This is a genomic window from Cytobacillus firmus NBRC 15306 (assembly GCF_001591465.1).
GTDB classification, from domain to species: Bacteria; Bacillota; Bacilli; order Bacillales; family Cytobacillaceae; genus Cytobacillus; species Cytobacillus firmus.
This window is the reverse complement of the sequence record NZ_BCUY01000012.1, coordinates 1-25290: the sequence shown is the minus strand read 5'-3', so window position 1 is coordinate 25290 and position 25290 is coordinate 1. Positions and strand designations below refer to the sequence as shown.

The window sequence follows — 25290 nt, the reverse complement described above, 5'->3', positions numbered from 1 at the left end:
TTACTTTCCTCCTCTGATCTTTAATAATATTCCTTGTTTTAATTCCTTCAATTCTATTTCTCTCTTAATGAGCAGCTGCTGTGCCTGTTCATTTGATATTTCTGTAAATCGCAAAGCGTCGCCGGGTTTTGCCTGAGCGAGAAGGGGGAGGTCGACCGCGGCAACCTGTCCAATTTTCGGGTAGCCGCCGGTTGTTTGCCTGTCAGCCAGCAGGACTATCGGATTTCCATCGGGAGGCACCTGAATGGAACCAAAATTGACGGCCTCAGAAATTTGTTCAGCAAGCTCTGACAATGCAAGTGAAGGACCCTTCAATCTATATCCCATCCTGTCCGATTGTGCCGTCACTTCAAAAACATCATTAAACAGCTGTACTCTGCTTTCATGGGAAAATAATTCAAATTGCCGTCCTCTGGTGATTCTGATTTCCGGATTCCCCACATATACCGGAATGAGTTTTGAGGAAATGCCCCAATCGTTTTCAGCAACGGTTTTATGAAGGAGCTGTTTTGACAAGTATTCCGCCATTTTCAAAGAGTGAAGGGAAGGTTTGCCTGTTTCCAGCACATCTCCAGACTTTAATGCTCTTCCTTTAAATCCGCCAAGACCGGCACGCAGATAAGTAGATTTACTGTTCATTACCTCCGGGACCGCAAAGCCGCCGGCTGCAGCCAAATAGGCTCTGCATCCTTTTTTACAGCCCCCGAATTTAAGTTCACTGCCTTTTTTAACAAAAACAGACCGCCACGTCCGAATAGGCTGGCCATTGATCGAAGGGGAGAGGTCTCCTCCGCAGATTGAAATTAAGGTGTCTTGTTCAAATGTCAGTACAGGACCCATCATCGTTATTTCCAATGTAGACTCATTTTCTTCATTGCCGGCCAGCAGATTGGCCATCCGATGTGAAAAAGGATCCATGGCCCCGCTGGCTATGACGCCAAACTTCTGATACCCGGTTCTCCCAAGATCCTGAATGTTTGAAAGGAGTCCAGGCTTTAGCACTTTAATCATTGCTCCGTCTCCTCCCAATGATGGTATTCTTCCAGACTGATTGGCTTGAATTTGATTTTATCGCCAGCTTTTAAGAGGGTAGGGGATTCATCCATTGGACGAAACAGTTTAACAGGAGTACGCCCGATCAGCTGCCAGCCTCCTGGCGTCTCGATGGGGTAGATCCCAGTCTGCATCCCGGCAATCCCAACTGTTCGCTCAGGAATTTTCAAGCGGGGGGTATCCCGTCTGGGTGCGGCAATTTGCTCAGACATCCCGCCGATAAAAGGGAAGCCTGGTGCAAAGCCAATCATATAGACCAGGTAACTGCCTGAAGAGTGAATGTTTATAACTTCATCAGGGGTTAGCCCATTATGTTCGGCGACATAGTCAAGATCCGGCCCGAATTCTCCTCCATAGCAAACCGGGATTTCGACGATTCTTGCTTCCATTGCCTTATTTTCCCCCATCTCTACCATAAGCGGTTTTATGAGAGAACATATGAAATCAAATGGAAGCTCTCCATCTGAAAGCTGATAGATCTCAAAAGGATTATAAAAAATAGTGACTGTTGTGTAAGCGGGTATGTATTCTATCATCCAATCTGGAGGATGTTTCTCGAGAAAGGCTGTCAGTGTCTGCACTTTTAGATGTGCATCCTCACTGATTTCATTCCCAAGTTCTATAAGAACTGCATTGTCTCCTAAAGGATGAACAGTGTATTCCATGATTTCACCAGCTTTCGCAATAAATATAGTGAGCTGAAGCTTCAAAAAAATTATTCAGTAATAATAAATATTCATTTTCGCTTAGACGAAATACACACTTTATTCTTTCCTAAAATAAGGGAAATCTATGTTTATTCACGTTAGAACGAAGAAATTTATTAATAAACTTATATATTTATGCAATGTCTTCAGCTAAACAATATAATATCATATAATAGATTGAAAATTCTATTTGTGCAAATTATTCTGCCGGAAATCGAACCAGAATCTTCAAAGTTTATATTGTCCGCCAAAATGGGAATAAAGAAGGGACAAACCTAAAGGCATCATTACAGTATGGGACCTGTTGGAGGCCGATTCAGAAAATTAGATGAGCGTTTATTAATGTTGCATGATTTAGAATTATAAAACTTTTTATTTGAGTATAAGTAATACCTTCTAAAACTCCGATAAAGATGATAATATAAACTGATAGTTCAATAGAAAATCCGTGTTCACGGTAGAGGTTCTAGCTACCCTCTTTAAAAAACTAAGGAAAACAGGTCTGCTTTCTTAGTGGTCCTGTTTTTCTGTTTAAAGGAGACATTTTATATGAAAAATGATAAAGCACTCGTTGTATTCAGCGGCGGCCAGGATAGTACAACCTGCTTATTCTGGGCAAAGGAACGTTTTGCCGAGGTGGAAGCAGTCACTTTTAATTATAATCAGCGGCACAAGCTTGAAATAGAATGTGCCCGGCAAATAGCAAAAGATCTGGGAATCAGGCATCATATCCTTGATATGTCCCTGCTGAATCAGCTTGCGCCAAACGCACTGACCCGTGATGACATAGAAGTAAAAGATGGAGAGGAAGGCGGACTTCCATCCACATTTGTGCCCGGAAGAAACCTTTTATTCCTGTCCTTTGCCGGTGTGCTGGCCAGTCAGATCAATGCCAGGCATATTATTACAGGGGTGTGTGAGACAGATTTCAGCGGCTACCCTGATTGCCGGGATATTTTTATTAAATCACTGAATGTCACACTGAATCTGTCGATGGATGGGCAGTTTGTTATCCATACGCCTTTAATGTGGCTCAATAAAGCTGAGACATGGAAGCTCGCAGATGAATTGGATGCTCTTGATTATGTTCGTAAAAATACGCTGACATGCTATAACGGCATTCCGGCAGATGGCTGCGGTGAGTGTCCTGCCTGCCATTTAAGACAAAAGGGCCTTGAAGAATACCTCAACGAAAAGGGGGAGCTTTAAGCGATGTATGGTTTTAGGATTGTTGATAAACTCCAGAAGATAAATGAAGACATTCAGCCGGATCAGCTGAAATACCACCATAAGCGTGTAATGGTCAGCAAGGAATTCACTTTTGATTCAGCCCATCATCTGCATTGCTATGAAGGCAAATGCAAAAACCTGCATGGCCACACCTATAAGGTGATTTTTGGCATAAGCGGATTCGTGGATGACAGAGGGTTAATGATTGATTTCGGTGACATAAAGGAAATCTGGAAAAATGAGATTGAGATATATCTTGACCACAAGTACCTGAATGAAACGCTGCCCCCGATGAATACAACAGCCGAGAATATGGTTGTCTGGATCTATGAAAAAATGGCAGAAAGCCTGCAAAACAGAAAAGAGCAATATGACGGTGCAAGAGTCGAATTTGTGCGCCTTTTTGAAACTCCAACGAGCTATGCTGAAGCAAGAAGGGAGTGGATGGAGGTTGAGTAAGATTCCTGTACTGGAAATCTTCGGTCCGACCATTCAGGGGGAAGGGATGGTAATCGGCCAGAAAACGATGTTCGTCCGTACAGCAGGATGTGATTATTCATGCAGCTGGTGTGATTCCTCTTTTACCTGGGATGGAAGTGCGAAGGACAGCATCCGCCAAATGGAACCGGATGAAATTTGGAAGGAGCTTAAAGAACTCGGCGGGGATGGATTTTCTTTCGTAACCATTTCGGGCGGCAATCCGGCTCTTCTGAAAAATTTGGGTGAATTTATTTCTCTGCTAAAAGCTGAACGAATTAAGCTCTGCCTGGAAACACAGGGAAGCCGCTGGCAGGATTGGTTTTATGAAATTGATGAACTGACCCTGTCTCCAAAGCCGCCGAGTTCAGGCATGAATACGGATTTCGATGTGCTCGATCTGATAGTGAAAAAACTGCAGGCCGGCAGAAGGGAAGACCAGCAGTTCTCACTTAAGATCGTTGTTTTTGATGATGAGGATTATGAATATGCCAAAAACGTATATCAGCGCTATCCCGGGGTTCCGTTTTATCTGCAGGTGGGAAATGATGATACGGTAACAGCAGACGACCGGAATTTACTGCAGAGGCTGCTTGATAAATATGATTGGCTAATTGAAAAAACGATTCATGACAATGAGCTGAAAGATGTTAAAGTGCTTCCGCAGCTTCATACTTATGTATGGGGCAACAAGCGGGGAGTATAGCATCCGAAAATCCCGCAATTCAAGATGCGGGGCTATTTCTGTTTTTGAATTTTGTAACAGATAAAAGGAAATCTATGATATTATACGTTTGAACTTGGCAAAACATATGTCCTGTAAATTTCTATAGATAGGGAGAGTTAGATGACAGATAACACCATTATCCGTTTTAATTCGGTGACAAAAAGATATGATAATGACCCGCCAGTTTTAAAAAATGTCAGCTTTGAAATTGAACGCGGGAAGTTCTATACGCTGCTGGGTCCATCAGGCTGCGGGAAAACGACGATTTTGCGGCTGATTGCCGGCTTTACAGAACCTTCTGAAGGGGATATCTATTTTAATGGAAAAGTCATTAATCATGTTCCAGCCAACAAAAGGCAGGTAAACACGGTTTTTCAGGACTATGCCCTGTTTCCGCATCTGAATGTATTTGAAAACATTGCATTCGGCTTAAAAATAAAAAAATTAAAGAAAGCGGAGATCGAGAGGAAAGTGAAAGAAGCGCTACGGTTTGTAAACCTTGAAGGATACGAAAACCGGGAAATTAAAGATATGTCAGGCGGGCAGCGCCAGCGTGTGGCTATCGCAAGAGCCATTGTCAATGAGCCTGAGGTCATTCTCCTGGATGAACCATTATCCGCCCTTGACCTGAAACTGCGGACCGAAATGCAGTACGAGCTTAGGGAGCTGCAGCGAAACCTTGGCATTACGTTTATTTTTGTCACACATGATCAGGAAGAAGCATTGGCCATGTCAGACGAAATTTTCGTGCTTAACAGCGGAAAGATTGAGCAGAGCGGAACACCTACTGACATTTATGATGAACCAATTAATCGCTTTGTAGCTGATTTTATTGGGGAATCCAATATTGTTGCAGGTGCGATGATCAAGGATTATGAAGTTCGGTTTGCCGGGAAGTTGTTTGAATGTGTTGATGGAGGCTTTGAGCCGAATGAAGAGGTTGAGATTGTGATCCGCCCGGAAGATCTCGCTATTACAGCCCCTGATGATGGAAAGCTGAAGGTTAAAGTTGACTCCCAGCTATTTAGGGGTGTCCATTATGAGATCAGCTGCTATGACAGCGATGGCAATGAGTGGCTCGTCCATTCAACCAAGAAGGCGACCGTCGGGGATCAAATTGGCCTTCATTTCGACCCTGAAGCGATTCACGTCATGAGGCATGGGGAGACCGAAGAAGAATTTGATAAGCGCCTGGAAGCTTATGAAGAGGGAAGCCATGAGAACTAATTCCCGCAATTTTTATTTAATTCCTTATGTTCTTTGGATTTTGCTATTTGTTGTGACGCCTTTGCTGCTTGTCCTGTATTATTCGTTCTTTGATATTGAAGGGCATTTCACCTTGGAGAATTATCGGGAATTCTTTACGCCTGTTTATTTAAAAATGACGCTAAGCTCCTTTTGGTATGCCTTTTTAATTACGTTATTTTCATTGCTGATCGCGTATCCAACAGCGTATTTGCTTACGAAAACGAAGCATAAGCAGCTGTGGCTCTTATTGATCATCCTGCCATCCTGGATTAACCTTCTTTTAAAGGCTTATGCATTCCTTGGCATTTTCGGTACATATGGCGCTGCGAACAGCTTTCTGGAAGTGATGGGAATCGGCAGCAGACAGATTCTGTTTACTGATTTCAGTTTTATCTTTGTGTCGGTCTATATTTTTCTTCCTTTTATGATATTGCCGATATTTAATTCCTTAGATGAGCTGAATCCAACGCTTTTGGATGCTTCCAATGATTTGGGCGGTTCTTCCTGGGTAACATTCAAGCGTGTTATCTTTCCTTTGACACTGGATGGCGTGAAAGCAGGATGCCAGATTGTCTTTATCCCGGCATTATCATTATTCATGCTGACAAGACTGATTGCAGGGAACCGTGTCATCACTCTTGGAACTGCCATTGAGCAGCATTTCCTCGTGACACAGGACTGGGGAATGGGCTCTACCATTGCTGTCTTCCTGATTATCGCCATGGTACTCATTATGGTGCTGACTGGCAGAAGAAAGCGGGGGATCCTATAATGAAAAAGAACAGGAAATGGCCGGCAGTTTATTTGGCACTTATTTTTATCATCCTGTACGCCCCGATCTTTTACTTAATATTTTATTCCTTCAACAGCGGAGGGACCATGTATCAGTTCGAAGGATTTACTTTGGATTGGTATCGGGAGCTGTTTGCGGATACACGATTGCTCATCATTGTCCTGAACACTGTTATTATTGCCCTTTTATCTGCAGCGATATCGACCATCATTGGAGTTGCCGGGGCACTTGCGATTGCTTATGCACGAAAACGCAGAGTGAAAAACACGCTGCTATCATTGAATAATGTGCTGATTGTCAGTCCGGATGTCATTATTGGCGCGTCGTTTTTAATTCTCTTTACGATGATCGGACTTAAGCTTGGATTTGTATCTGTTTTACTGGCACACATCGCCTTCAGTGTTCCGATTGTCGTCCTGATGGTTTTGCCTAAGATTGAAGAGATGAGCACATCGATGATTTATGCAGCCATGGATCTTGGCGCCAGCAGATTGGATGTTCTGACTAAAGTCATTCTCCCTTATATCACTCCCGGAATTTTCGCCGGCTTTTTTATGGCCCTGACATATTCCCTTGATGACTTTGCCGTCACTTTCTTTGTTACAGGCAACGGATTTACCACTTTGTCTGTTGAAATCTATTCTCTGGCAAGAAGGGGAGTTTCACTAAATATCAATGCGTTATCCGCTTTGCTTTTCCTATTTACCATCATTCTGGTCACAGGCTATTACTTTATTACAAAGCGAAATGAGAAGCCGAATGGAATGGGGGTAAGGCAATGAAGAAGCTTATTCAGGCGCTCGCCGCCGTATTAATCGTTTCATTCGCCTTGTTGTACATCGTTTCCGGGCTGAATTCCTCCCAGGGCTACACAAGCGGCAATACATTAACCATTTTCAACTGGGGCGATTACATTGATGCAGACCTGGTGGATAAGTTCGAACAGGAAACAGGCATTAAAGTCATCTATGAAACATTCGATTCCAATGAAGCGATGATGACGAAAATTGAACAGGGCGGCACAGCCTATGATATTGCAGTTCCATCAGAATATGCTATTGAAAAAATGAAAGAGGAAGACCTGCTTTTGCCGGTTGACCACTCTAAAATTCCAAACCTGAAATATATTGATCCGCGTTTTATGGACCTGCCTTTTGATCCTGAAAATGAGTATTCGATTCCCTATTTCTGGGGCACAGTCGGGATTCTTTATAACACCGATATTTTAGGTGATAAAAAAATCACGAGCTGGAATGATCTATGGGACCCTGAATTAAAGAACCAGATCCTGCTGATTGATGGGGCACGGGAAGTAATGGGCATGGGGCTCAACAGTCTGCATTATTCTCTTAATGACAAAGATAAAGACCATTTGATCGAAGCTAAAGAAAAACTCGATCGTCTTACTCCTAACATTAAGGCCATTGTGGGTGATGAAATCAGAATGCTGATGGAAAATGATGAAGCCGGCATTGGCGTGGTCTGGTCCGGCACGGCACAGGAGCTCATGTGGGAGAAGGATAATCTCGAATATGTAGTTCCGGAGGAAGGCTCCAATCTGTGGTTTGATAATATGGTCATCCCTAAGACTGCCAAAAATCCGGAAGCGGCCCACCAGTTCATGAATTTCATTCTTGACCCTGAAAATGCGGCGCAAAATACAGAATACGTCGGATATTCAACGCCGAATAAAGAGGCGCAGAAATATATGGACGAAGAAACAATTTCAGATGAACGTTTTTATCCGGATGAAGAAATGACAGCCCGGCTGGAGGTTTATGAGAATCTGGGAAAAAGGATGCTCGCTTATTATAATGAGCTTTTCCTCGAGTTTAAAATGCATAAAAAATAAAAGTTACTGTCAGGATCAATTCCTGGCAGTTTTTGCATTGGAACGGATTTATGGAATCAGGGAATGCTAGCGCAAAGGAGGATGGAAAAATGAAAAGATTCATCAGCATATTTGTATTAATTTTTTCATTCGGAAGTATAGGAACTCCCATAAATGCTGCTTCTCAAAAACCTGAATTGGCCATTGTCATTGACGATTTTGGGAACAATATGAAGGGAACAAAAGAAATGATGGAGCTGCCGGTGACCCTGACGGCTGCCATCATGCCTTTCATGCCAACGACAAAAGAAGATGCAGAACTGGCATATAAAAATGGGCATGAAGTAATCGTTCATATGCCGATGGAGCCGAAAAGAGGAAAAAGGAGCTGGCTTGGGCCTGGGGCAATCACAACAGATTTAACCGATGAAGAAATCCGCAGCAGAGTTGAGAATGCCATTAAAGAAGTCCCCCATGCGGTCGGCATGAATAATCATATGGGTTCAAGAGCAACGGAAAATGAACGGGTCATGAGGGTTGTCCTTGAAGTATGCAAAGAACACGGTTTATTTTATCTCGACAGCAAAACAACCGGAAAAAGCGTTGTCGGCAAACTGGCAAATGAAATAGGAGTCCCTTATGTAGAAAACAATATTTTCTTCGATGATATTTACACGACAGCACATATCACAAAACAGGCAGACAGAATTGCTGAAAAACTTGTGAAAAACGAACGCATCATCGCAATCGGCCATGTCGGCATCACAGGTACAAAGATGGTTAGTGTGCTTAAAGAGTATATACCTGTATATAAAGAGAAAGCACAAATTGTGCCGCTGTCAGAACTGATTCCAGGCTACGAACTTATTGATGAAGGACCATAAAAAATAAAAGCTGCAAGCCCTGAGCGGTTTGCAGCTTCAATGGTGTGTGAAAGTGGTCTAGTGGTGGTATAGGTGCCTGTCACCTATACAGGTGGCCGCCCACATTCCGGTCTGGTTAGTCCCGCAACGATAGCGTTTAGAAGAGGTGGGCGACCGTGAATATAGTATATGCAGTGATGCAAAAAGGATGCAGCAAAACTTCCCTGAATACAGTAAGGTTTTATATGATCTTATTGATCTTGTGCAGCATGGGTGTCCGGCACCTTTCTAAACGCGAGATACATCATCGGAACAATGAAAAGGGAGCAGGCATGGAAACCGTTTTATCACAAGCTTAAGGATTTGAAAAAAAGTGAAGCATCCTCATTAAAAGAAATTGCCAATCGCATTTCAGATAAAACAAGAAAATCCAGACCTGAAATGGTGGTCATAAAAGGACTATTCGCTTTATTAAAAGAGAACGGGGAAGTAGCGGCTGCTGCAAAAGAACTGGAAAATGAAATACTTTCAGAATAAAAATATCCATCCACTGCAAAACATAACATTGTCAGAACTATAAAAAGTGCGGCAATGTTTTTTTGTATTTTTCATTTACTCATGAATTAGTCCCGATTGTTAGGGGTATGTAAATAATAGATCAACAGGAAGGAGTGAATTGCATGCTTTGGACTTTAGCAGGTATTCTGCTTGTATTATGGATACTCGGATTAATATTTAAAGTAGCAGGAGGCATCATTCATATACTGCTGGTAATAGCAGCGATCATCATTGTTGTAAACTTTATTAGAGGCCGTGCATCCGGCAGGGGATAAATGAAAAAAGCCTTCAGTTTTGGAGGCTTTTTTCAGTGGTATATTTTTATGATAATGTTTTTGATTCATCACTAACCTATGCTGTCGAGCATTAATTTTCGGCAGGATTCCCATTCAGTCATTTGGAGTTAACTCTCATTTATACGCTGGCCTTCAGACCTGTTCTGGAAAGAAGGCTGCCGGATCACTTCGGACGAGTAATAAAGAGGCAGCGAAATAGTAAAGCAGGTTCCTTTATTCTGTGTGCTTTCTATTGCATATTTTCCTTTCAAACGATTGATGATGTCAAAAGATATCATTAATCCTAAGCCGGTTCCTTTCGTTTTCGTTGAGTAATAGGGCTGACCGAGCATTTGGAGTTTTTCTTTCGACATTCCGACACCTTCATCTTTAATTTGTATATCTGCTGTAGTATTTCTTTTGAATGCTGAAATCTCTAGAATACCTCCATCAGGCATGGCTTCTATACTATTTTTCATTAAGTTTATAAATAATTGCTTCATTTCATTCGGATTACCCATGATAAAAATGCCTTCAAAAATACTTGTCCTTATTTCAACCTTTGTCATCAGTCCATATGGCCGCATAAAATCAGCCACCTCCATTAATACTCCGGAAAGAGAAACTTTACTGGCAACAGGAGTTTCCGGGCGTGCAAGTGAGAGGAAATCACTAATAATATGATTGGATCTGTCCAGCTCTTCCAAAGAAATTTTAATAAATGTCTTTTGATCTGCAGTCAGGTTTTTTTCATTTTTAAGCATTTGCAGAAAACCTCTTACAGTAGTCATTGGATTCCTAATTTCATGGGCGATGGACGCAGCCAGCTGACTGATCGCATTGATTTTTTCCGCATTTCTCAGTTTTTCCATCATCTTTTCCTGAAGCAGATTCATTTCAATCAAATAGATGATCATAGAAAGAGTCACAATGGAAACTGCTGAAAACAATAGTAAGTATACAGCGTCTTCGTTTATATCCTTTTGGAGGAAAATAACATACCTGGTTATCGTAATGGGAAGATAAAATACAACAGCTATACTGAGTTTTTGTCTAAATGTACATTTTTTATAGAATTTTGACGCATAGAAAAAGAGCACAGAAATAATTGTGTAATTTACGAGCGCAATCCAAATGTCTCCTGGTGAAAAGAAGCCCTTAAAAGAAATCAATACAAAAATAGTCAGGAAGCCTGCAAGAGGCTTAATGTAAAAATAGGCAACAAAAACAGGAATAAATTTCAAGTCAAAAAACTGACCGCCTGCAATTTCTACCGGAAAAGTCATAGTAAGGAAAAGCGCTAAAAAAAGAACAAATAAAAGAGGGGCAGAAGTTTTCCAGCGATCCCCCCGATGAGAAGAGATCTTATGGATAAAAGGGATCATTATCATAATCAGAAAGTGAAAAATCAAGTCAGCTGTGAAATCATACAAAAGAACCATTCCTCCATCATGCAGGTTTATTATTAATTAAACAAAAGAGAGGAAGAATCCTTTATATGGGAACATTTATTTATTCTGGTTATATGAACGAAACATTTGTTTACATAACATTATTATGGGTTAATTTGATTATTTACAAATGGCCCGCAGTTCCATAATAAAAAACCGGCCCGCAGGGGGCCGGTTTCTCATCATGCTATTACCATTTCAGACTTCAATTCTCCAACAATCTCCTGGACTTCACTGCCTTCCAGAGTTTCTTTTTCAAGAAGGGCCTCTACCAGAGTTTCAAATTGAGGCTGATGATTTGCAATAATCAATTCGCATCTTTCCAGTGCTTTCTGGAAAAGATCCTGCATTTTTGCTTCTTTTTGACCTTTGTTAAAGGTAAGCTCAAAGCCGTTATCCAGTAACCCGGTATCAACCATTTGCTCTATGATATGCTTGGCTTGTTTAACATCACCGCTTACTCCAATGCTATGCTCGCCAAGAATCATTCGTTCTGATACACCGCCTGCGAGAATCATGGCAACCTGATCAAGCAATTCACTTGTTGTCGATAAGTGAAGTTCTTTTTGAATAGGGGCTACGTAACCAAGTGCTTCACCCCTCGGTATGATGGTTACTTTTCTGACGGATCCAGGTTTTGTTAAAGCAGCCACTAAGGCATGGCCAGCTTCGTGTATGGCAACCCGCTGCTTCGTGCCGGGATCCTGCAATGCCCGGGTGGTTGTTCCCAGAATGGTCCGGTCCAGCGCATAATCCAAATCATCCTTAGAGATAATTTCCTGGCCATTACGGACAGCTCTGCGGCTTGCCGTTTCAAAAAGGGAATGAAGATCTGCTCCCGAGAATCCAGAAGTGCTTTCTGCCAGATCGCCAAGTGTTGTCATGACATCCTCAGCAAGTAATCTATTTTTCGTGTGAATATTGATAATCTCTCTTCGGCCCTTTGTATCCGGAAGAGGGACATTGAAGGAGAAGTCAATACGCCCCGGACGGAGGAAGGCTTCATCGAGCATATCCTTCCTGTTTGTCGCTGCAATAAATAGTATTCCATCATTGGAATGTCCGCCGTCCAGCTGGACCAGCAGTTCAGTTAATGTTTTTTCACTTTCTTCTCCGCCATGCTGCTTTCTTCGTCCTGCAAGTGCATCTACTTCGTCAATAAAGACGACAGCAGGGGAATGCTTTCTGGCATTCTGGAAAAGGTTTCTGACACGGGAAGCTCCCACGCCGACGAATAATTCATTAAACCCGGAACCGCTTGTTGAGAAAAAAGTGGCTCCCATTTCCTTGGCGATTGCCTGAGCCAGCAATGTTTTTCCCGTTCCGGGAGGTCCGTACAAAAGAATTCCCTTCGGCGGCTTAATCCCCATTTTCAAAGAGCGCTCTGGTTCTTTTAAAATGGAAAGAGTCTGCATAATTTCCTCTTTCATTTCCTCCTGAATTCCGCCAACATCTTCAAGTGAAATGGAAGGAAGGGCTTTAGGCTTTGAGACACTTTGCTTCATTGTATTTGTAGCGCCCATTCCGCCTTTTCCTGACTTAAACAGGTAAATTCCTATGGCAATGAACAAAAGGACTATACCGCCGAGAATCCAAGGGGTATATGGTCCTGTGGCTGCGAATGTATATTGTATATTATAGGTTTCTACTAATTTATCAACCATATCGCTGTTGGGAGGCACATGGGAGATGTACTCGCCATCAGGAGCTGTGATCAGCAGTTTTCCATTTTTATATTCCTGTACTGCAACAGTCTTTCCATCCTGGGAGGCTATAATTTTTTCCACAGAAGAAAACGGAACCGTCACATCCTTATTTCCTGCTTGTACGGTCCAAATAACCGCCGCCAAAATCACCGTGACTACCAATGCAGCAATAGAAATAATCGTCGAAGGCTTCTTAAGACGTGATTTCAACTATTTCCCTCCTCATTGAACATACCTACATTATAAGAAATTAAAATTGTTAAATACAGGGTTTTTCACTTTTTAAACGTTGTAAATTATGGAAAAATAATATTCTTAATAAGAAAGTGTGCTACAACAGCGTTCAGATGGCATCATTATGTGAAAAAAATGTGACAAGCAGGCGAAAACCTGACATATAAATTAAAAAAGTTTTTTCAAAGGATCCTTTTCACTTTCAATGATTTCATTTATACTAAAATTGGATAATATAATAACGTGCCACAAGGGGAGCATATCGCTGAGAGTGAACAGTCCGCTGTTCTGACCCTTTGAACCTGTTAGTTAATGCTAGCGCAGGAATGTGGAATAATGGGCAGATATAGTTTTCTGCCTGCTTGTTCTCCCTTGGGGTATCGTCATACGATTAAAGGGGGATTTTTTTATGAAAAAATTAAGTCTGACAGCAATGATTGAAGCTTCATTTTTTGCAGCATTTGCCATTATTTTGGATTTCCTTCCGTCTATTAAGCTGTCGCCTTCCATTTCGATTTCTGCTGCGATGATTCCCATATTCATTTTGGCATTCAGATGGGGCTTTAAGGTCAGCTTTATTGCTGGCCTATTATGGGGAATATTGCAGATTGCCATGGGAGATGCCTGGATTGCGACTCCGCTTCAGGCATTTATTGAGTACTTTGTCGCATTTGCCTGTATTGGTTTTGCCGGTTTGTTTTTCCGCCCAATTCAAAATCAGCTTCGCAGCGGAAACAAGAAAAAGGCATTGGGCTGGATAGTTTTAGCTGTGTTTGCCGGAAGCCTTGCCCGATATTTCTGGCATTTCATAGCAGGTGTCCTTTTCTTTGGAAGCTATGCGCCAAAAGGGATGTCACCAGTACTCTTCTCCTTCCTGGCAAACGGTGCAACCATGCTCGGAGCAGCTATTCTCTGCTCGATTTTATCTGTATTAATTATATCTTCGGCTCCGAGATTAATCGTTAGAAAAACGGATGAAGTTATTCAATCTCAAAAACGTGTTTCCTAATATAATCAGCCTCTTTGAAAATTTTCAAAGAGGTTTTTTTCATATTTTAGGAAACTGCTCCTGAAAAATGGGTATATTACTCAAAAAGGGGAGTGAAGACTTTGTCTAATACTTTGCAGGGAAACATTATTACAGGCGTATTTGATGCGGAAGCCAGTGCTTTTGAAATCCAGAAAGTAAAAAGTTTCAGTACCCAGTCGGTCCTCAACAAACATCAATGTGAAACTCTGTATAACTATCTATTACTTCATGAAGAAGATGAGGAAGGGCAAATTATTACACTCTACGATCAAATGCCGCTCATGCTGACCCGGCAGGAAATATGCAGCCTGAAGAAAGATTTGGAGAACATTAAAAAGCTATATCAGTAGAAAATCGCTTTGCTACTTGCAGAGCGGTTTTTTTTTCATATAATTTTGACAGATTTGTGACAAAAAGTTTGACAAATTTGTGAACATAGTTAGAATATTAAATAAAAGGAGATGGGAGAATGACACTTCAACAGCAGCGCGTCCTGCATTTTTTTAGGAATATTACAGCAGCAGGCATTATATTAGGATTTATTGTATTTATTTCAAGCTTTTTTGTAAGCGGCATCACAGGCGAGTATGTATTATCCATCGGCTTAAGCATTATGGTTTCTTCCATGCTGCTGTTCGGATTCGGATTTTTTATTAATGTAATGGAAGAAATGACAAAGGGAAGCAAGGGAATCAGACAATACAAATAAAACCGGCCTCCAATGGGGAGACCGGTTTTTTTATACTTAATGTGAAGCATGTCCAGAGGTTAACACCCAAATAGAACCAACTACAATAACAATTACCATAAATACGGCATAAATCATATTTATTAGATTCGTCTTACCGTGTTCACCTTCTCTTAAGTGCATGAACATGAACAGCTGCATGCCTGCCTGAATAACAGCCAGGGAGCCGATGATCCACATGATCACTTTAAAAGAGAGGTTCGTTTTCAAAGCAATTCCTGCCGCTGCAAATGTCAGCACTAGAGAAACAACAAATCCAATGACATGGCTTATCGGGAAGCTTTTTGATTGATGATGTTCCATTTAAGCCACCAGTCCTTTCAGATACACGAATGTGAAGATAAAGATCCAGACTACATCAAGGAAGTGCCAGTAAAGGCCGATAATAAACGTCTTTCTTGCTGTAGTAGGGGTAAGGCCTCTTTTTAGAAGCTGAATGATGACCATAGTTGCCCAGCCGATTCCCAAAGTTACGTGAGCTCCGTGTGTCCCAAGTAGTACAAATAAGCTGGAAAGGAATGCGCTTGTCTGCATCGTTGCACCTTCATGGGCATAATGGATGAATTCATTAATCTCCATGAAGAGGAAGCCTGCGCCTAGAGCGAGGGTAATCACCAGCCAGGTGATTAGCCCTTTAAGGTTATGCCGGCGCATTTCAAAAATGGCGATACCCATTGTAAAGCTGCTTGTCAAAAGGAGGACTGTCTGAATCATGACATCCTTGATGACAAAAATGTCTTTATGTGTTGGCCCTCCTGCAAAGCGTTCATATAAAACTCCATATACTCCGAACAGAGTGGCAAACAGGACGATTTCAGCGCCAAGGAAAACCCAGAAGCCGAGAATATTCATGCGGTCCTGCTCAGTTTGATATTCAAGCGGCAAAGACGTATCCACTTTAGCTGACATGATCGTGCACCTCTCCTTCTGTTTTTCTCCACGCGTTTTCAATTCTGTGAATCTCTTCTTTTGAAACATGGAAGCCTTCATTGTAATCGAATGAACGGATAATCAATCCGGCAAAGATGCCGATACCGGCAACAGCCGCAGCGATATGCCATTCAAATACAAGGAAGAAGCCTGCGATGCCAAAGATAACACCCATATAAATCGGCAGCCATGAATTGCTTGGCATATGAATTTCTTCAATTTCACTGTCATGCAATGTTAAGCCTTCATTCTTTTTCTTCATGTGCCAGAATGGGTCAAGGGATTTCACTTCCGGCAGCTTCGCAAAGTTATAGAATTGAACAGGTGATGCAGTAGACCATTCCAGTGTTCTTGCATCCCATGGGTCGCTTGAAATGTTTCTGTCCGCATAGCGGATGCTCCAGTAAATGTTATAGCAGAATACAGCGAATCCGGCTGCGAGAACAATTGAACCAATGGCCGAAAGCATGAATAGAGGTGCAAAGCCTGATTCGGCAGAGTATGTGTATGCACGTCTTACAGCTCCGTTTAATCCAAGGAAGAACATAGGCATGAATGTTACGTTAAAGCCGATAACAAATAGCCAGAAATGCCATTTTCCGAGTTTTTCATTCAGCATGAAGCCGAACATTTTTGGCCACCAGTAGTAAAGACCAGCAAATACCGCAAATACGACACCTGGAATCAATACATAGTGGAAGTGAGCAACAAGGAATAATGTATTGTGATATTGATAATCTGCTGCACCCATTGCCAGCATGACGCCTGTAACCCCGCCTATGACGAAGCATGGGACGAATGCCAGTGCCCAAAGCATGGCGGAAGTAATTTTTATGCGGCCTTTCCTCATCGTAAACAGCCAGTTGAACATCTTAACTCCAGTCGGTATGGCAATCGCCATCGTCGTGATGGAGAAGAATGAGTTAACTGCAGGTCCTGAACCCATTGTATAGAAATGGTGAACCCATACAACCATACTTAGAAGTGCTATTCCAAGGATGGAAAATACCATCGATTTATATCCAAACAATGATTTTCTTGAAAAAGTTGCAATGACTTCCGAAAAAATCCCGAAAGCAGGAAGGGCAACAATATATACCTCAGGGTGGCCCCATAGCCAGAAAAGGTTAGCCCAAAGCATATCCATGCCTCCGCCGGATACGGTAAAGAAGTGCGTTCCATATAGACGGTCAAACGTCATCAATGCCAATGCGACTGTGAAAATAGGGAAAGCCGCCACAATCAAAATGGATGTTACGAAAGTAGTCCACGTAAACATCGGCATTTTCATCAGTGTCATGCCTTTTGTTCTCATTTTCAAAATCGTGACGATAAAGTTTATACCTGTCATTAACGTACCGATACCGGCAATCTGAAGGGCAACTGCATAATAGTTATTACCGATTCCCGGACTGAATTCCTTGCCTGCAAGAGGGAAGTAGGAAGTCCAGCCTGCATCAGGTGACCCTCCGATAACAAAGGAAATATTGAATAGCATAGCTCCGCTGAAGAACAGCCAGAAGCTCAGTGCATTCAGCTGCGGGAAGGCGACGTCACGCGCACCGATCTGCAGCGGAATGACAACGTTCATTAATCCAATCAAAAACGGCATTGCCATGAATAGAATCATAATCACGCCGTGTGTTGTGAAAATTTCGTTGTAATGCTGGGAATTAAGGAATTCCATTTCAGGACGTGATGTCTGAGCTTTCATCAGCAACCCGTCCATACCGCCGCGGAAAAACATCAATACGGCTGAAATGATATACATAATACCGATTTTTTTATGATCGACTGTAGTCAGCCATTCTGTCCACAGGTATTTCCACTTTTTCAAATAGGTAATTCCTGCCACTGCACCAATCATTGTCAGCAAAATGGCAATCTGGGAACCTAGTATAAGGGGATCTCCCGTAATAAAAAACTCATCCCATTTAATGCCCATGATGGTCACCTCCATGGTTTTCTTCATTGTCGTCATGACCCTTATCTTCGCCATGACCTTCAATTACATTCGGTTTCTCATTTTTATAATTATCATCTTCTTCGAATGTCTTACCCTGATATCCATGGCCTCTGTAAAGTTCAGGATTTGTATACGCTTTAGAGTCAGGATCGGCATGGTTCACCCATTCCAAATGAGTATTGGAATATGTCAGCCTGCCTAAATGAGTTGGCTTCAGCAGCCCTACATATTCTTTCTCTGTCAATTTAGGCGCTGTATCCTTAACATCTTCAACCCATTGGTCGAAATCTTCCTGGGTTTGGGCAAGCACTTCAAATTTCATATCCGCATAGCCGCGGCCGTTAAAGTTAGTATTCTGGCCTTCATATGATCCAGGGTTGTCTGCAACAAGATATAATTCTGTTTCCATTTTTGGCATGGTGTACTTTTGTCCGCCAAGTGCAGGCACCCAGAAAGACTGCATTGTGCTTGCGGATGTCATTTTGAAGAGTACAGGAGTATCTTCTGGAATATTGACATAGTTCACCGTCTCAATTCCTTCTTCTGGATAACTGAAAATCCATTTCCAGTCAGCAGATGTAACATGTATGGTAATAGGCTCTTTTTCTTCGTAGCCTTTTGGTGCTTCTTCGAGAGCATAAAGTGTTTTTACGGTCGGGATCGTTAACGCTATGACAATTAAGATCGGAATCCCGGTCCAGATAATTTCAAGGAGTGTGCTTCCATGCTCCTCAGGTGGTTCATAATCCTTATTTTCAGGTTTCTCACGATATTTCCATACGATATAGCCGAATAATCCAAATACGACTACTACAACAAGAAGCATCCAGATCAGGGACCAGTTAATTAATTCGGTAATGCTTCTTGCAACAGGACCCTGCGGTTCAAACACAACCATATTGCAGCCGCTGAGAATAAGCATCGGCAATAAAGCTGTTAAAGAGAGCAGCATTTTTTTCATCTGATGTTTCATCTCCTTTAAACAAAAACTATTGTTAAATAATTCACATATAATGTGCGCACTTTCACAAAGATGTCAAAAAATATATGGCTGGAAAACTTACACATCCTTGAACCCTTTATTTAACTTAGTTATCACTGTGTAAATGATATTAACATAAGCAATTGTGAAAAGTTGTGACAAAACTTAGAAGGAAATAAATGTAAACCTTTTGTATAGTAATTCATTTTCTGCAAATAGCATTACAACAACGTTTTAACATCATAATTAATTTTTGAACAACTTTTGAACATTATTTGTGGTTAGTTTTTTCCAAGGAAGTTTTTCAATAATAAAGGAAAAAATACAAAAAATTAGATTCCTGGTGCAGCATGAAAGAGCTTTTGTAACCTGCATATTAATATTTATCAGGGACCTGCAATGGCTCTTTCTTATTAATTGAAAAATACAGAATAGTACAGTAACATGAAGTAAAAATAAAATAGATAGAGACAGGGTGAGGACATGATTGATTTAAGAAGCGATACAGTCACAAAGCCGACTGAAGCTATGAGAAAAGCGGCTTATGAAGCGGAAGTTGGAGATGATGTTTATGGAGAGGATCCTTCAATAAATCAACTGGAGGAGACAGCTGCTGAAGTGCTTGGAAAGGAAGCAGCTCTTTTTGTAACAAGCGGAACACAGGGAAATCAGATCGCAATCTTAACACATTGCCGCCCTGGCAATGAAATTATTCTCGAAGCAGAAAGTCATATTTTTTATTATGAAAGCGGAGCAGCTTCTGCGTTTGCCGGCGTCCAGACGAGAACAATAAATGGGACAAGAGGGGCAATGAACCCTTCTGATGTAGAGTATGCTATTAGGGGAGCAGATCAGCATTTTCCTGAAACAGGCTTGATTTGCCTTGAAAATACGCATAATAGAGCCGGAGGTGCCGTTATTCCCATTGATAATATGAAAGAAATTCATACTATCGCAAAAGCAAATAACGTCCCTGTACATATAGATGGAGCAAGATTATTCAATGCCGCAGCAGCACTGAACCTGCCGGCTTCCGAATTAGCAACGCATTGCGATACTGTCCAGGTATGCCTATCCAAAGGGCTTGGTGCTCCTGTTGGATCAATACTGGCAGGAAACAGAGATTTTATTACAGCCGCCAGAAAATGGCGCAAAAGACTCGGAGGGGGACTCCGCCAGGCTGGCATCATAGCTGCTCCAGGCCTTATTGCATTAACCCAAATGAGAGAACGCCTGGCAGAGGACCATGAAAATGCCCAATACCTTGCAAAGCAGCTTGGCCAAATCAGAGGAATTGAAATTGTAAATCAAGTGGATACGAATATCATTGTGGCAGATGTGAAAAATCTAAAGATGAATTCATCGGAATTTGTTGAAAAATTAAGAGCTGAAGGAGTTCTTTCAGGAACTTTTGGACCTAGTTATGTACGTTTTGTTACTCACTATGATGTGAACAGAAGCCAGCTTGAACATGCAATAACAGCTATTCAAAAAACAGCTGATCAAATAATATAACCAGATAAAAACGCATGTCTTCCGGCATGCGTTTTTTCGATTTAATAATATCTCTGTTGAGGAGCAGCAGTGTAATGGCTGGAGTGCAAATGACTCTGATGCCAAACGCTATGATAGGGATAGCCTTGATGGATTGGCTGCCACCAGGGGCCATACTGCACCTGGGGATAACCATAATAATGGGCACCATTCATGCCGGTAACGATATATTGCCTCAAAAAAATCCTCCTTCTTGGCATTGTACCAATTAAAAAGTGAAACTTCAATCAGAGGGGGTCTTACTGCCCGTTAGACTGCGATAAAAGGGAATCGGCGCATTAGCCGATTTCCTTTTTGTTGATTAAAGGTTCAAGCTGGGTTTTTATATCATCAAGCAGTTCATGGATGGTCATTTCTGTATCTGTTTGCCCTTTATCAAGAGCAGATTCCAATAGCTTTGCAAAATCACTAAAGTTAGATTTCATAATAGACACCTTCAAACAGCAATGTATTTTATGACTCTATACCCTGGTAAGATTTTTTAAAACTCACTATATACTATTAACCTGTCAGCTGATGCGTGAAAAAAATGAACAATCATTCAACCATTATTTTTTGCATAAATGATTGATATCTCGTAAAGTCGGGTATTAAATATTGATAATATTTCCGGCCTGCCCCCATACCTGTCATCTGAACAGCGAATAGTATAGCAGGAAAGAGATTATAGATTACTTAGTTAAAATGGAGGTCTGGTTATGAGATTGGTGCAAATGGATATTGATCAGCTATTGGAATCCACATCGGAGATTGCCGAAGAAGATTTTGGCTATATGATCAGACAGGTGGAAATTGATCATTTATTAGAGCATACCCAGGATTGGTAATATATAAAAGAAACTCCCCTCAGACAGAAGCTGAGGGGAGTTTTTAGGCCGAAAACTTATCCTCTTGTGGGTGATTCTTGAATCGCAAAGATTTCCTGGAAGATAGGACTACGCCGAGAATCACAATTCCCCCGCCAATTATCTGATACAGATACAATTTTTCCTGTGTAAAACACAATGCGAAGATAATAGCAAAAACAGGAAGGAGATTCAGAAATACCCCCGCTTTGGCTGCTCCGATTATGTGAACTCCAAAATTCCACGATAGAAACGCCATAATGGAAGCCAGAAACCCAACATACAGCAAGATCCCTATGGAGGGAAGAGTGAAGACAGGTTTTGCTGCTTCCAGCCACAAATATTCAATCAGGCTTAAAGGCGCCAATAGAAAAATGCCAAGAAATACTGATACATAAAAAGAAGATAGCAAAGGCAAGACGTCTGCATATTTTTTGACAATCACAGAATACAAAGCCCACATAAAAACCGCCGCCAAAACGTAAAAATCCCCGGCATTAATTTCCCATGAAAGAAACACTTCAACCGATCCCTTTGAAATGACAAATAAAATCCCAAAGACTGACAGGATGATTCCTGCTGCATGGTGTGCCAAAAGCTTTTCTCTTAATAGAAATACGGCAAGAATCGCGATAAAAAGCGGTGTTGTACTATTTACGACTGATGCATTAATAGATGTGGTATATTGCAGTGCAAAGTATATGATCGTATTGTAGCCGGCAATACCAGTAACGGCCAAAAGCAAAAGAATCTTCATATGCTTCCTTATAATATTCCAATCATTTTTAAGCTGCTTTGTCATAAAAGGAGTTAAAAGCAGAAAGGCAATGAGCCAGCGCATAAGGGAAAATAAAACAGGCGGAAAAAAATCTACACCAATTCTCCCTATAACAAAATTACCTCCCCATATCATATTGGCTAATATCAGCAACAGAAAGCCGTTCGTTTTGTTTCTCTCGTTCAGCACTAATGAAAACCTTCCTCCTCTACTGTAATAAATAAAATTTTACCTTTACCATCAGAAAAATTCATTAATTTCAGAAAAGTTTTTCTTGAAAAAACTGTAACTATTGGAAGTTGCAGCGCGTCAACTTACTTAAAAAGGGGTGTCTGTCATGAAAAATAAATGGCTTTTTCTTGGTGGTATCACATTAATCCTTATCATACTGGTATCTTTTTCATTCTTTAACAGATTAAAAATTGTCAGTACTCTGGCAGGAACTAATGAAGAGTTAATTGTTTTAAACAATAAAGTGTGGGAGATTACGTTTTCAAAAGAACTTAATCCGGATAGTGTTAACAATACCTCTGTTTATATCCTGAATGAAGAGGGAGAAAAAGAACAGGTAAGAATCTCTTTGGAAAATAATAATAAATCCATTGAAATTCAGCCGCCCGAAGAAGGATATAATCTGCATTCACCGCATTATACATTGGTCCTTACAGATGATATTAAAACAAAGAGAGGACAAAATCTGAATCAATCAGTAAAAACAGCCTTTAAAGTTATAAATACATTGCCGGCAATTGGCTCAAGAGATAAATTGAACAGTTATTTTTCAAGAATGCTTAAAAAAGAAAGGACTTTCTTTTCCGGAAGGGATATGGCAGTGAGCGAGGAGAGCAGCAGTGCAAAGAGCTCAGCAGATTCTGCAGGGACAGATTATTCGGTGACAAATGTGCAAGTATCGGGTATTGATGAAGCCGACCTGATAAAAACAGATGGAACGCACATATACAAAATCTCCGAAAATAAAGTCCAGATTATCAAGGCCGTTCCTGCAGATAAAATGGAACTGGAATCTCAGTTAACTTTTACTGGAGGCTTTTCTCCCTATCAGTTATTTATAGAAGACAGCCAATTAATCGTTTTGGGCCACAGCTATAAAGATATACCTGAACCTATTGGGAAGGCGTCTTCTGAAAAAAAGATTGCACCTGCATTTCAATCCGCCAAAACAATTGTTTATAATATCGAAAATAAACAAAAACCAAAACTAATTAGAGAGGCAGACATTGAGGGCAGCCTGCTTGCTTCGAGGCTAATGGATGGAAAAGTATATTTAATTACAAGTTATCGTCCCGAATATTGGATACTGGAAAGAAATGAAAATGCCGATCTGCGTCCCCGCTATTATGATACAGCCGAGAGCAAGGAGCAGCAGATTGTTGATTACAATGAAATAAAATATTTTCCCGGTTCCCAAAATGCAAATTATATTAATATAGCTGTATTGGATTTAAAAAGAGGCAGGGAGCCATTAGCTGTCACAAGCTACCTGGGCAGCGGAAATGAATTTTATATGTCCAAAAATAATGTATATTTAGCAGCCACCCATTACAATAATGAAATCATCGCAGACAGACAGATGCCACATCCGGATACGAGCATCTATAAGTTTAATATAAAAGACGGAAAAGTAAAATTCCAGACATCTGCGGAAATAAAAGGCACCGTTTTAAATCAATTTTCAATGGATGAATATAATGACAACTTCAGAGTCGTGACAACCAAGGGGGAAGCCTGGGATGAACGAACCCCTTCATCCAATAGCCTTTACATTTTGGATGAGAATTTAAAGCAGATCGGCCAGCTTGAAGACCTGGCAAAAGGGGAGAGAATTTACTCTGCAAGGTTTATGAATGACCGGATTTATATGGTTACTTTTAAGGAAACGGATCCTCTCTTTGTTATTGATGGCTCAAATCCGGAAAAACCATATGTTCTCGGTGAATTAAAAATTCCCGGCTTCAGCAATTACCTGCACCCTTTGGATGAAAATCATCTTATTGGCTTCGGACATGATACAAAGATTACCGGAGGCAAAGGAGTTGGCAGCCAGCCTGTTATTACAACGGACGGTGTTAAAATATCTTTATTCGATGTAAGTGATACAACTAATCCTGTTGAAAAGGATACGGAAATAATCGGTGGACGCGGCACCTACTCACCTTTAAATTACGATCACAAAGCGCTGCTCGCAGATAAAAAGAAAAATCTATATGGATTTCCCATTTCGATCTACAAGAATAAAGAAGGAAGCCAGTCTGAATCCATATTCGACTTCCAGGGAGCGTTAGTATACAAGATTACTGTACAAAACGGAATCGAACTCCAAAGTGAAATTACCCATCAGACAGAAGAAGCGATCTATGAAGAATGGGAAGATGCTATCGAGAGGCTTATCTTTATCGGTGACTGCATTTATAGCATTTCACCTTACAAAGTTGATGCCTATCAAACAGATGGGTTCCAAAAAGCAGGAGAACTGAAGTTAAATTAATTTATCAGAACTGGCCTTCCGGCTGGTTCTTTTTCCTTTTAACCCTGCAGAAAACAATATTGGAAGTGAATTTCTATATTTTCGAATGAATTTGCTATAAAACGGCTATTATAAAGTCTATAGTATATAAATATAATTTTACTATTGGCTGGTGAGAATATGAACAGCAGCAGTATCCCTAAATTAATATCGTCTGAAATGGCCATGCTCTGGAATACATATGGGAAGTAAAAATGTTCCAGTCGGCAGAGCATGCAAAAGAATATTTTGAATCACTTTAATGTATATTGGACCTTCCGGACGGAAGGTCCAGCTTCATTCCGGACTGTTTACCATAATCGCCGCAACCTGTATTAATCGGTCATAGAAAAGGACAGATGCAGGATTTTGTTCAAGGCCTGTCTCGTGAAAGGCCTCCTTCATACAGGCAAGCCATCTTTGCGCTCTTAATGGTGTTATCTCAAACGGAAGATGTCTTTGTTTCATGGCCGGCGGGCCAAACTCCTGGCTGTAGAGAGGGGGCCCTCCAAGAAATTGTGTAAGAAACATCTTTTGTTTTCGCTTAATATCCTCAATGTCTCCTTCAAAAAGGGGACTTAAAACCGGATCTGCATACACACGCGGATAAAACGCCTCGACAAGTTTTTCAATAGTTTCTGTTCCGCCTATTTCTTCAAAAAGTGTTTTAAAATCCTGCACGATTCTTCACCTGCTTGTAATTCATTATTTTATCGCAGTCTAACGGGCAGTAAGACCTCCACTTCAAGACTCAAAGGAATCAAAGGAGATTAAGCGGGG

The 25290-nt window shown here is 41.1% G+C and carries 29 protein-coding genes and 2 riboswitches; of the genes, 17 read left to right on the top strand and 12 right to left on the bottom strand.

The window, feature by feature from the left end; translation table 11 throughout:
* The gene (locus BFI01S_RS05585; RefSeq protein WP_061791724.1) at positions 1-1011 is read right to left on the bottom strand and encodes a 5-oxoprolinase subunit C family protein; all 1011 of its coding nucleotides are present in this window, start codon (positions 1009-1011) and stop codon (positions 1-3) included.
* Complete coding sequence (pxpB, locus tag BFI01S_RS05580; RefSeq protein ID WP_061791723.1) at positions 1008-1718, bottom strand: 5-oxoprolinase subunit PxpB; 711 nt, start codon at positions 1716-1718, stop codon at positions 1008-1010. The genes BFI01S_RS05585 and pxpB overlap by 4 nt, the downstream gene beginning before the upstream one ends.
* A 496-nt stretch (positions 1719-2214) precedes the next feature.
* Positions 2215-2257: riboswitch (PreQ1 riboswitch) on the top strand.
* A 52-nt stretch (positions 2258-2309) separates the two neighbouring features.
* On the opposite strand from pxpB, the gene queC reads away from it, so the two are divergent.
* The 11 genes from queC to BFI01S_RS22895 all read left to right on the top strand — a co-directional run bounded on the left by queC (position 2310) and on the right by BFI01S_RS22895 (position 9762).
* Positions 2310-2969, top strand: coding sequence for a 7-cyano-7-deazaguanine synthase QueC (queC, locus tag BFI01S_RS05575; RefSeq protein WP_061791722.1), 660 nt, complete (start codon positions 2310-2312; stop codon positions 2967-2969).
* A gap of 3 nt (positions 2970-2972) precedes the next feature.
* Positions 2973-3449: a 6-carboxytetrahydropterin synthase QueD gene (queD, locus tag BFI01S_RS05570; protein WP_061791721.1), complete on the top strand. Its 477-nt coding sequence runs from the start codon at positions 2973-2975 to the stop codon at positions 3447-3449.
* Entirely contained in the window at positions 3442-4173 is a 732-nt protein-coding gene (gene queE / locus BFI01S_RS05565; protein ID WP_061791720.1) for a 7-carboxy-7-deazaguanine synthase QueE, read from the top strand. The genes queD and queE overlap by 8 nt, the downstream gene beginning before the upstream one ends.
* Before the next feature lie 141 nt (positions 4174-4314).
* Complete coding sequence (locus BFI01S_RS05560; protein WP_061791719.1) at positions 4315-5421, top strand: ABC transporter ATP-binding protein; 1107 nt, start codon at positions 4315-4317, stop codon at positions 5419-5421.
* Positions 5411-6214, top strand: coding sequence for an ABC transporter permease (locus BFI01S_RS05555; protein ID WP_061791718.1), 804 nt, complete (start codon positions 5411-5413; stop codon positions 6212-6214). Before BFI01S_RS05560 ends, BFI01S_RS05555 begins: the two co-directional genes overlap by 11 nt.
* Positions 6214-7017 carry an ABC transporter permease gene (locus tag BFI01S_RS05550; RefSeq protein ID WP_061791717.1) on the top strand — a complete coding sequence of 268 codons (804 nt, stop codon included), beginning with the start codon at positions 6214-6216 and terminating at the stop codon, positions 7015-7017. The genes BFI01S_RS05555 and BFI01S_RS05550 overlap by 1 nt, the downstream gene beginning before the upstream one ends.
* Positions 7014-8087, top strand: coding sequence for an ABC transporter substrate-binding protein (locus tag BFI01S_RS05545; protein ID WP_061791716.1), 1074 nt, complete (start codon positions 7014-7016; stop codon positions 8085-8087). The genes BFI01S_RS05550 and BFI01S_RS05545 overlap by 4 nt, the downstream gene beginning before the upstream one ends.
* An 89-nt stretch (positions 8088-8176) precedes the next feature.
* Complete coding sequence (locus BFI01S_RS05540; protein WP_061791715.1) at positions 8177-8950, top strand: divergent polysaccharide deacetylase family protein; 774 nt, start codon at positions 8177-8179, stop codon at positions 8948-8950.
* A gap of 155 nt (positions 8951-9105) precedes the next feature.
* Positions 9106-9288, top strand: a complete 183-nt coding sequence (locus tag BFI01S_RS23285; protein ID WP_061791714.1) for a hypothetical protein — start codon at positions 9106-9108, stop codon at positions 9286-9288.
* 4 nt (positions 9289-9292) lie between these two features.
* Positions 9293-9466, top strand: coding sequence for a hypothetical protein (locus tag BFI01S_RS22900; protein WP_159345791.1), 174 nt, complete (start codon positions 9293-9295; stop codon positions 9464-9466).
* A 143-nt stretch (positions 9467-9609) separates the two neighbouring features.
* Positions 9610-9762 carry a lmo0937 family membrane protein gene (locus BFI01S_RS22895; protein WP_113880971.1) on the top strand — a complete coding sequence of 51 codons (153 nt, stop codon included), beginning with the start codon at positions 9610-9612 and terminating at the stop codon, positions 9760-9762.
* 128 nt (positions 9763-9890) lie between these two features.
* Here the strand turns inward: BFI01S_RS22895 and BFI01S_RS05530 are convergent, their stop codons facing one another.
* Together BFI01S_RS05530 and BFI01S_RS05525 are read right to left on the bottom strand one after the other, a co-directional pair.
* Positions 9891-11204 (bottom strand): ATP-binding protein, encoded by a 1314-nt coding sequence (locus tag BFI01S_RS05530; RefSeq protein WP_235831110.1) that lies wholly within the window; start codon positions 11202-11204, stop codon positions 9891-9893.
* Between the two features lie 191 nt (positions 11205-11395).
* Positions 11396-13129 carry an AAA family ATPase gene (locus tag BFI01S_RS05525; RefSeq protein WP_061791712.1) on the bottom strand — a complete coding sequence of 578 codons (1734 nt, stop codon included), beginning with the start codon at positions 13127-13129 and terminating at the stop codon, positions 11396-11398.
* Positions 13130-13394: 265 nt separating this feature from the next.
* Positions 13395-13497: riboswitch (TPP riboswitch) on the top strand.
* Positions 13498-13562: 65 nt separating this feature from the next.
* Here BFI01S_RS05525 and thiT point away from each other — a divergent pair.
* The 3 genes from thiT to BFI01S_RS05510 all read left to right on the top strand — a co-directional run bounded on the left by thiT (position 13563) and on the right by BFI01S_RS05510 (position 14892).
* Positions 13563-14162: an energy-coupled thiamine transporter ThiT gene (gene thiT / locus BFI01S_RS05520; protein WP_061791711.1), complete on the top strand. Its 600-nt coding sequence runs from the start codon at positions 13563-13565 to the stop codon at positions 14160-14162.
* A 101-nt stretch (positions 14163-14263) separates the two neighbouring features.
* Positions 14264-14533, top strand: coding sequence for a hypothetical protein (locus BFI01S_RS05515; RefSeq protein WP_061791710.1), 270 nt, complete (start codon positions 14264-14266; stop codon positions 14531-14533).
* Positions 14534-14652: 119 nt separating this feature from the next.
* Positions 14653-14892 carry a hypothetical protein gene (locus tag BFI01S_RS05510; protein ID WP_061791709.1) on the top strand — a complete coding sequence of 80 codons (240 nt, stop codon included), beginning with the start codon at positions 14653-14655 and terminating at the stop codon, positions 14890-14892.
* Between the two features lie 36 nt (positions 14893-14928).
* Here BFI01S_RS05510 and qoxD read toward each other — a convergent pair whose 3' ends face one another.
* From qoxD to qoxA, 4 genes are read right to left on the bottom strand one after another with little or no spacing between them, the layout of a single operon-like run.
* Positions 14929-15234, bottom strand: coding sequence for a cytochrome aa3 quinol oxidase subunit IV (qoxD, locus tag BFI01S_RS05505; protein WP_061791708.1), 306 nt, complete (start codon positions 15232-15234; stop codon positions 14929-14931).
* The gene (gene qoxC, locus BFI01S_RS05500) at positions 15235-15840 is read right to left on the bottom strand and encodes a cytochrome aa3 quinol oxidase subunit III (RefSeq protein WP_009334518.1); all 606 of its coding nucleotides are present in this window, start codon (positions 15838-15840) and stop codon (positions 15235-15237) included.
* On the bottom strand, positions 15830-17806 hold the full coding sequence (gene qoxB / locus BFI01S_RS05495) for a cytochrome aa3 quinol oxidase subunit I (RefSeq protein WP_061791707.1): 1977 nt from the start codon (positions 17804-17806) through the stop codon (positions 15830-15832). The genes qoxC and qoxB overlap by 11 nt, the downstream gene beginning before the upstream one ends.
* On the bottom strand, positions 17796-18788 hold the full coding sequence (gene qoxA / locus BFI01S_RS05490; RefSeq protein ID WP_061791706.1) for a cytochrome aa3 quinol oxidase subunit II: 993 nt from the start codon (positions 18786-18788) through the stop codon (positions 17796-17798). The genes qoxB and qoxA overlap by 11 nt, the downstream gene beginning before the upstream one ends.
* Positions 18789-19292: 504 nt before the next feature.
* Here qoxA and ltaE point away from each other — a divergent pair.
* Positions 19293-20324: a low-specificity L-threonine aldolase gene (gene ltaE, locus BFI01S_RS05485; RefSeq protein ID WP_061791705.1), complete on the top strand. Its 1032-nt coding sequence runs from the start codon at positions 19293-19295 to the stop codon at positions 20322-20324.
* Between the two features lie 41 nt (positions 20325-20365).
* Here ltaE and BFI01S_RS05480 read toward each other — a convergent pair whose 3' ends face one another.
* Together BFI01S_RS05480 and BFI01S_RS23280 are read right to left on the bottom strand one after the other, a co-directional pair.
* Positions 20366-20542 carry a hypothetical protein gene (locus BFI01S_RS05480; RefSeq protein WP_156478332.1) on the bottom strand — a complete coding sequence of 59 codons (177 nt, stop codon included), beginning with the start codon at positions 20540-20542 and terminating at the stop codon, positions 20366-20368.
* A 99-nt stretch (positions 20543-20641) separates the two neighbouring features.
* Positions 20642-20788, bottom strand: a complete 147-nt coding sequence (locus BFI01S_RS23280) for a YwzD family small protein (protein ID WP_169799728.1) — start codon at positions 20786-20788, stop codon at positions 20642-20644.
* A gap of 273 nt (positions 20789-21061) precedes the next feature.
* Here BFI01S_RS23280 and BFI01S_RS24305 point away from each other — a divergent pair, with 273 nt between their 5' ends.
* A complete protein-coding gene (locus BFI01S_RS24305; protein ID WP_268875313.1) occupies positions 21062-21190 on the top strand; it encodes a hypothetical protein in 129 nt (42 codons plus the stop codon).
* 43 nt (positions 21191-21233) lie between these two features.
* Here the strand turns inward: BFI01S_RS24305 and BFI01S_RS05475 are convergent, their stop codons facing one another.
* A complete protein-coding gene (locus BFI01S_RS05475; RefSeq protein ID WP_061791703.1) occupies positions 21234-22175 on the bottom strand; it encodes a DMT family transporter in 942 nt (313 codons plus the stop codon).
* Positions 22176-22323: 148 nt separating this feature from the next.
* Between BFI01S_RS05475 and BFI01S_RS05470 the strand changes: the two genes are divergently transcribed.
* A complete protein-coding gene (locus BFI01S_RS05470; RefSeq protein ID WP_061791702.1) occupies positions 22324-24492 on the top strand; it encodes a beta-propeller domain-containing protein in 2169 nt (722 codons plus the stop codon).
* A 315-nt stretch (positions 24493-24807) separates the two neighbouring features.
* On the opposite strand, the gene BFI01S_RS05465 is transcribed toward BFI01S_RS05470, so the two are convergent.
* Complete coding sequence (locus tag BFI01S_RS05465) at positions 24808-25194, bottom strand: globin domain-containing protein (protein WP_061791701.1); 387 nt, start codon at positions 25192-25194, stop codon at positions 24808-24810.
* Positions 25195-25290: the final 96 nt, after the last annotated feature.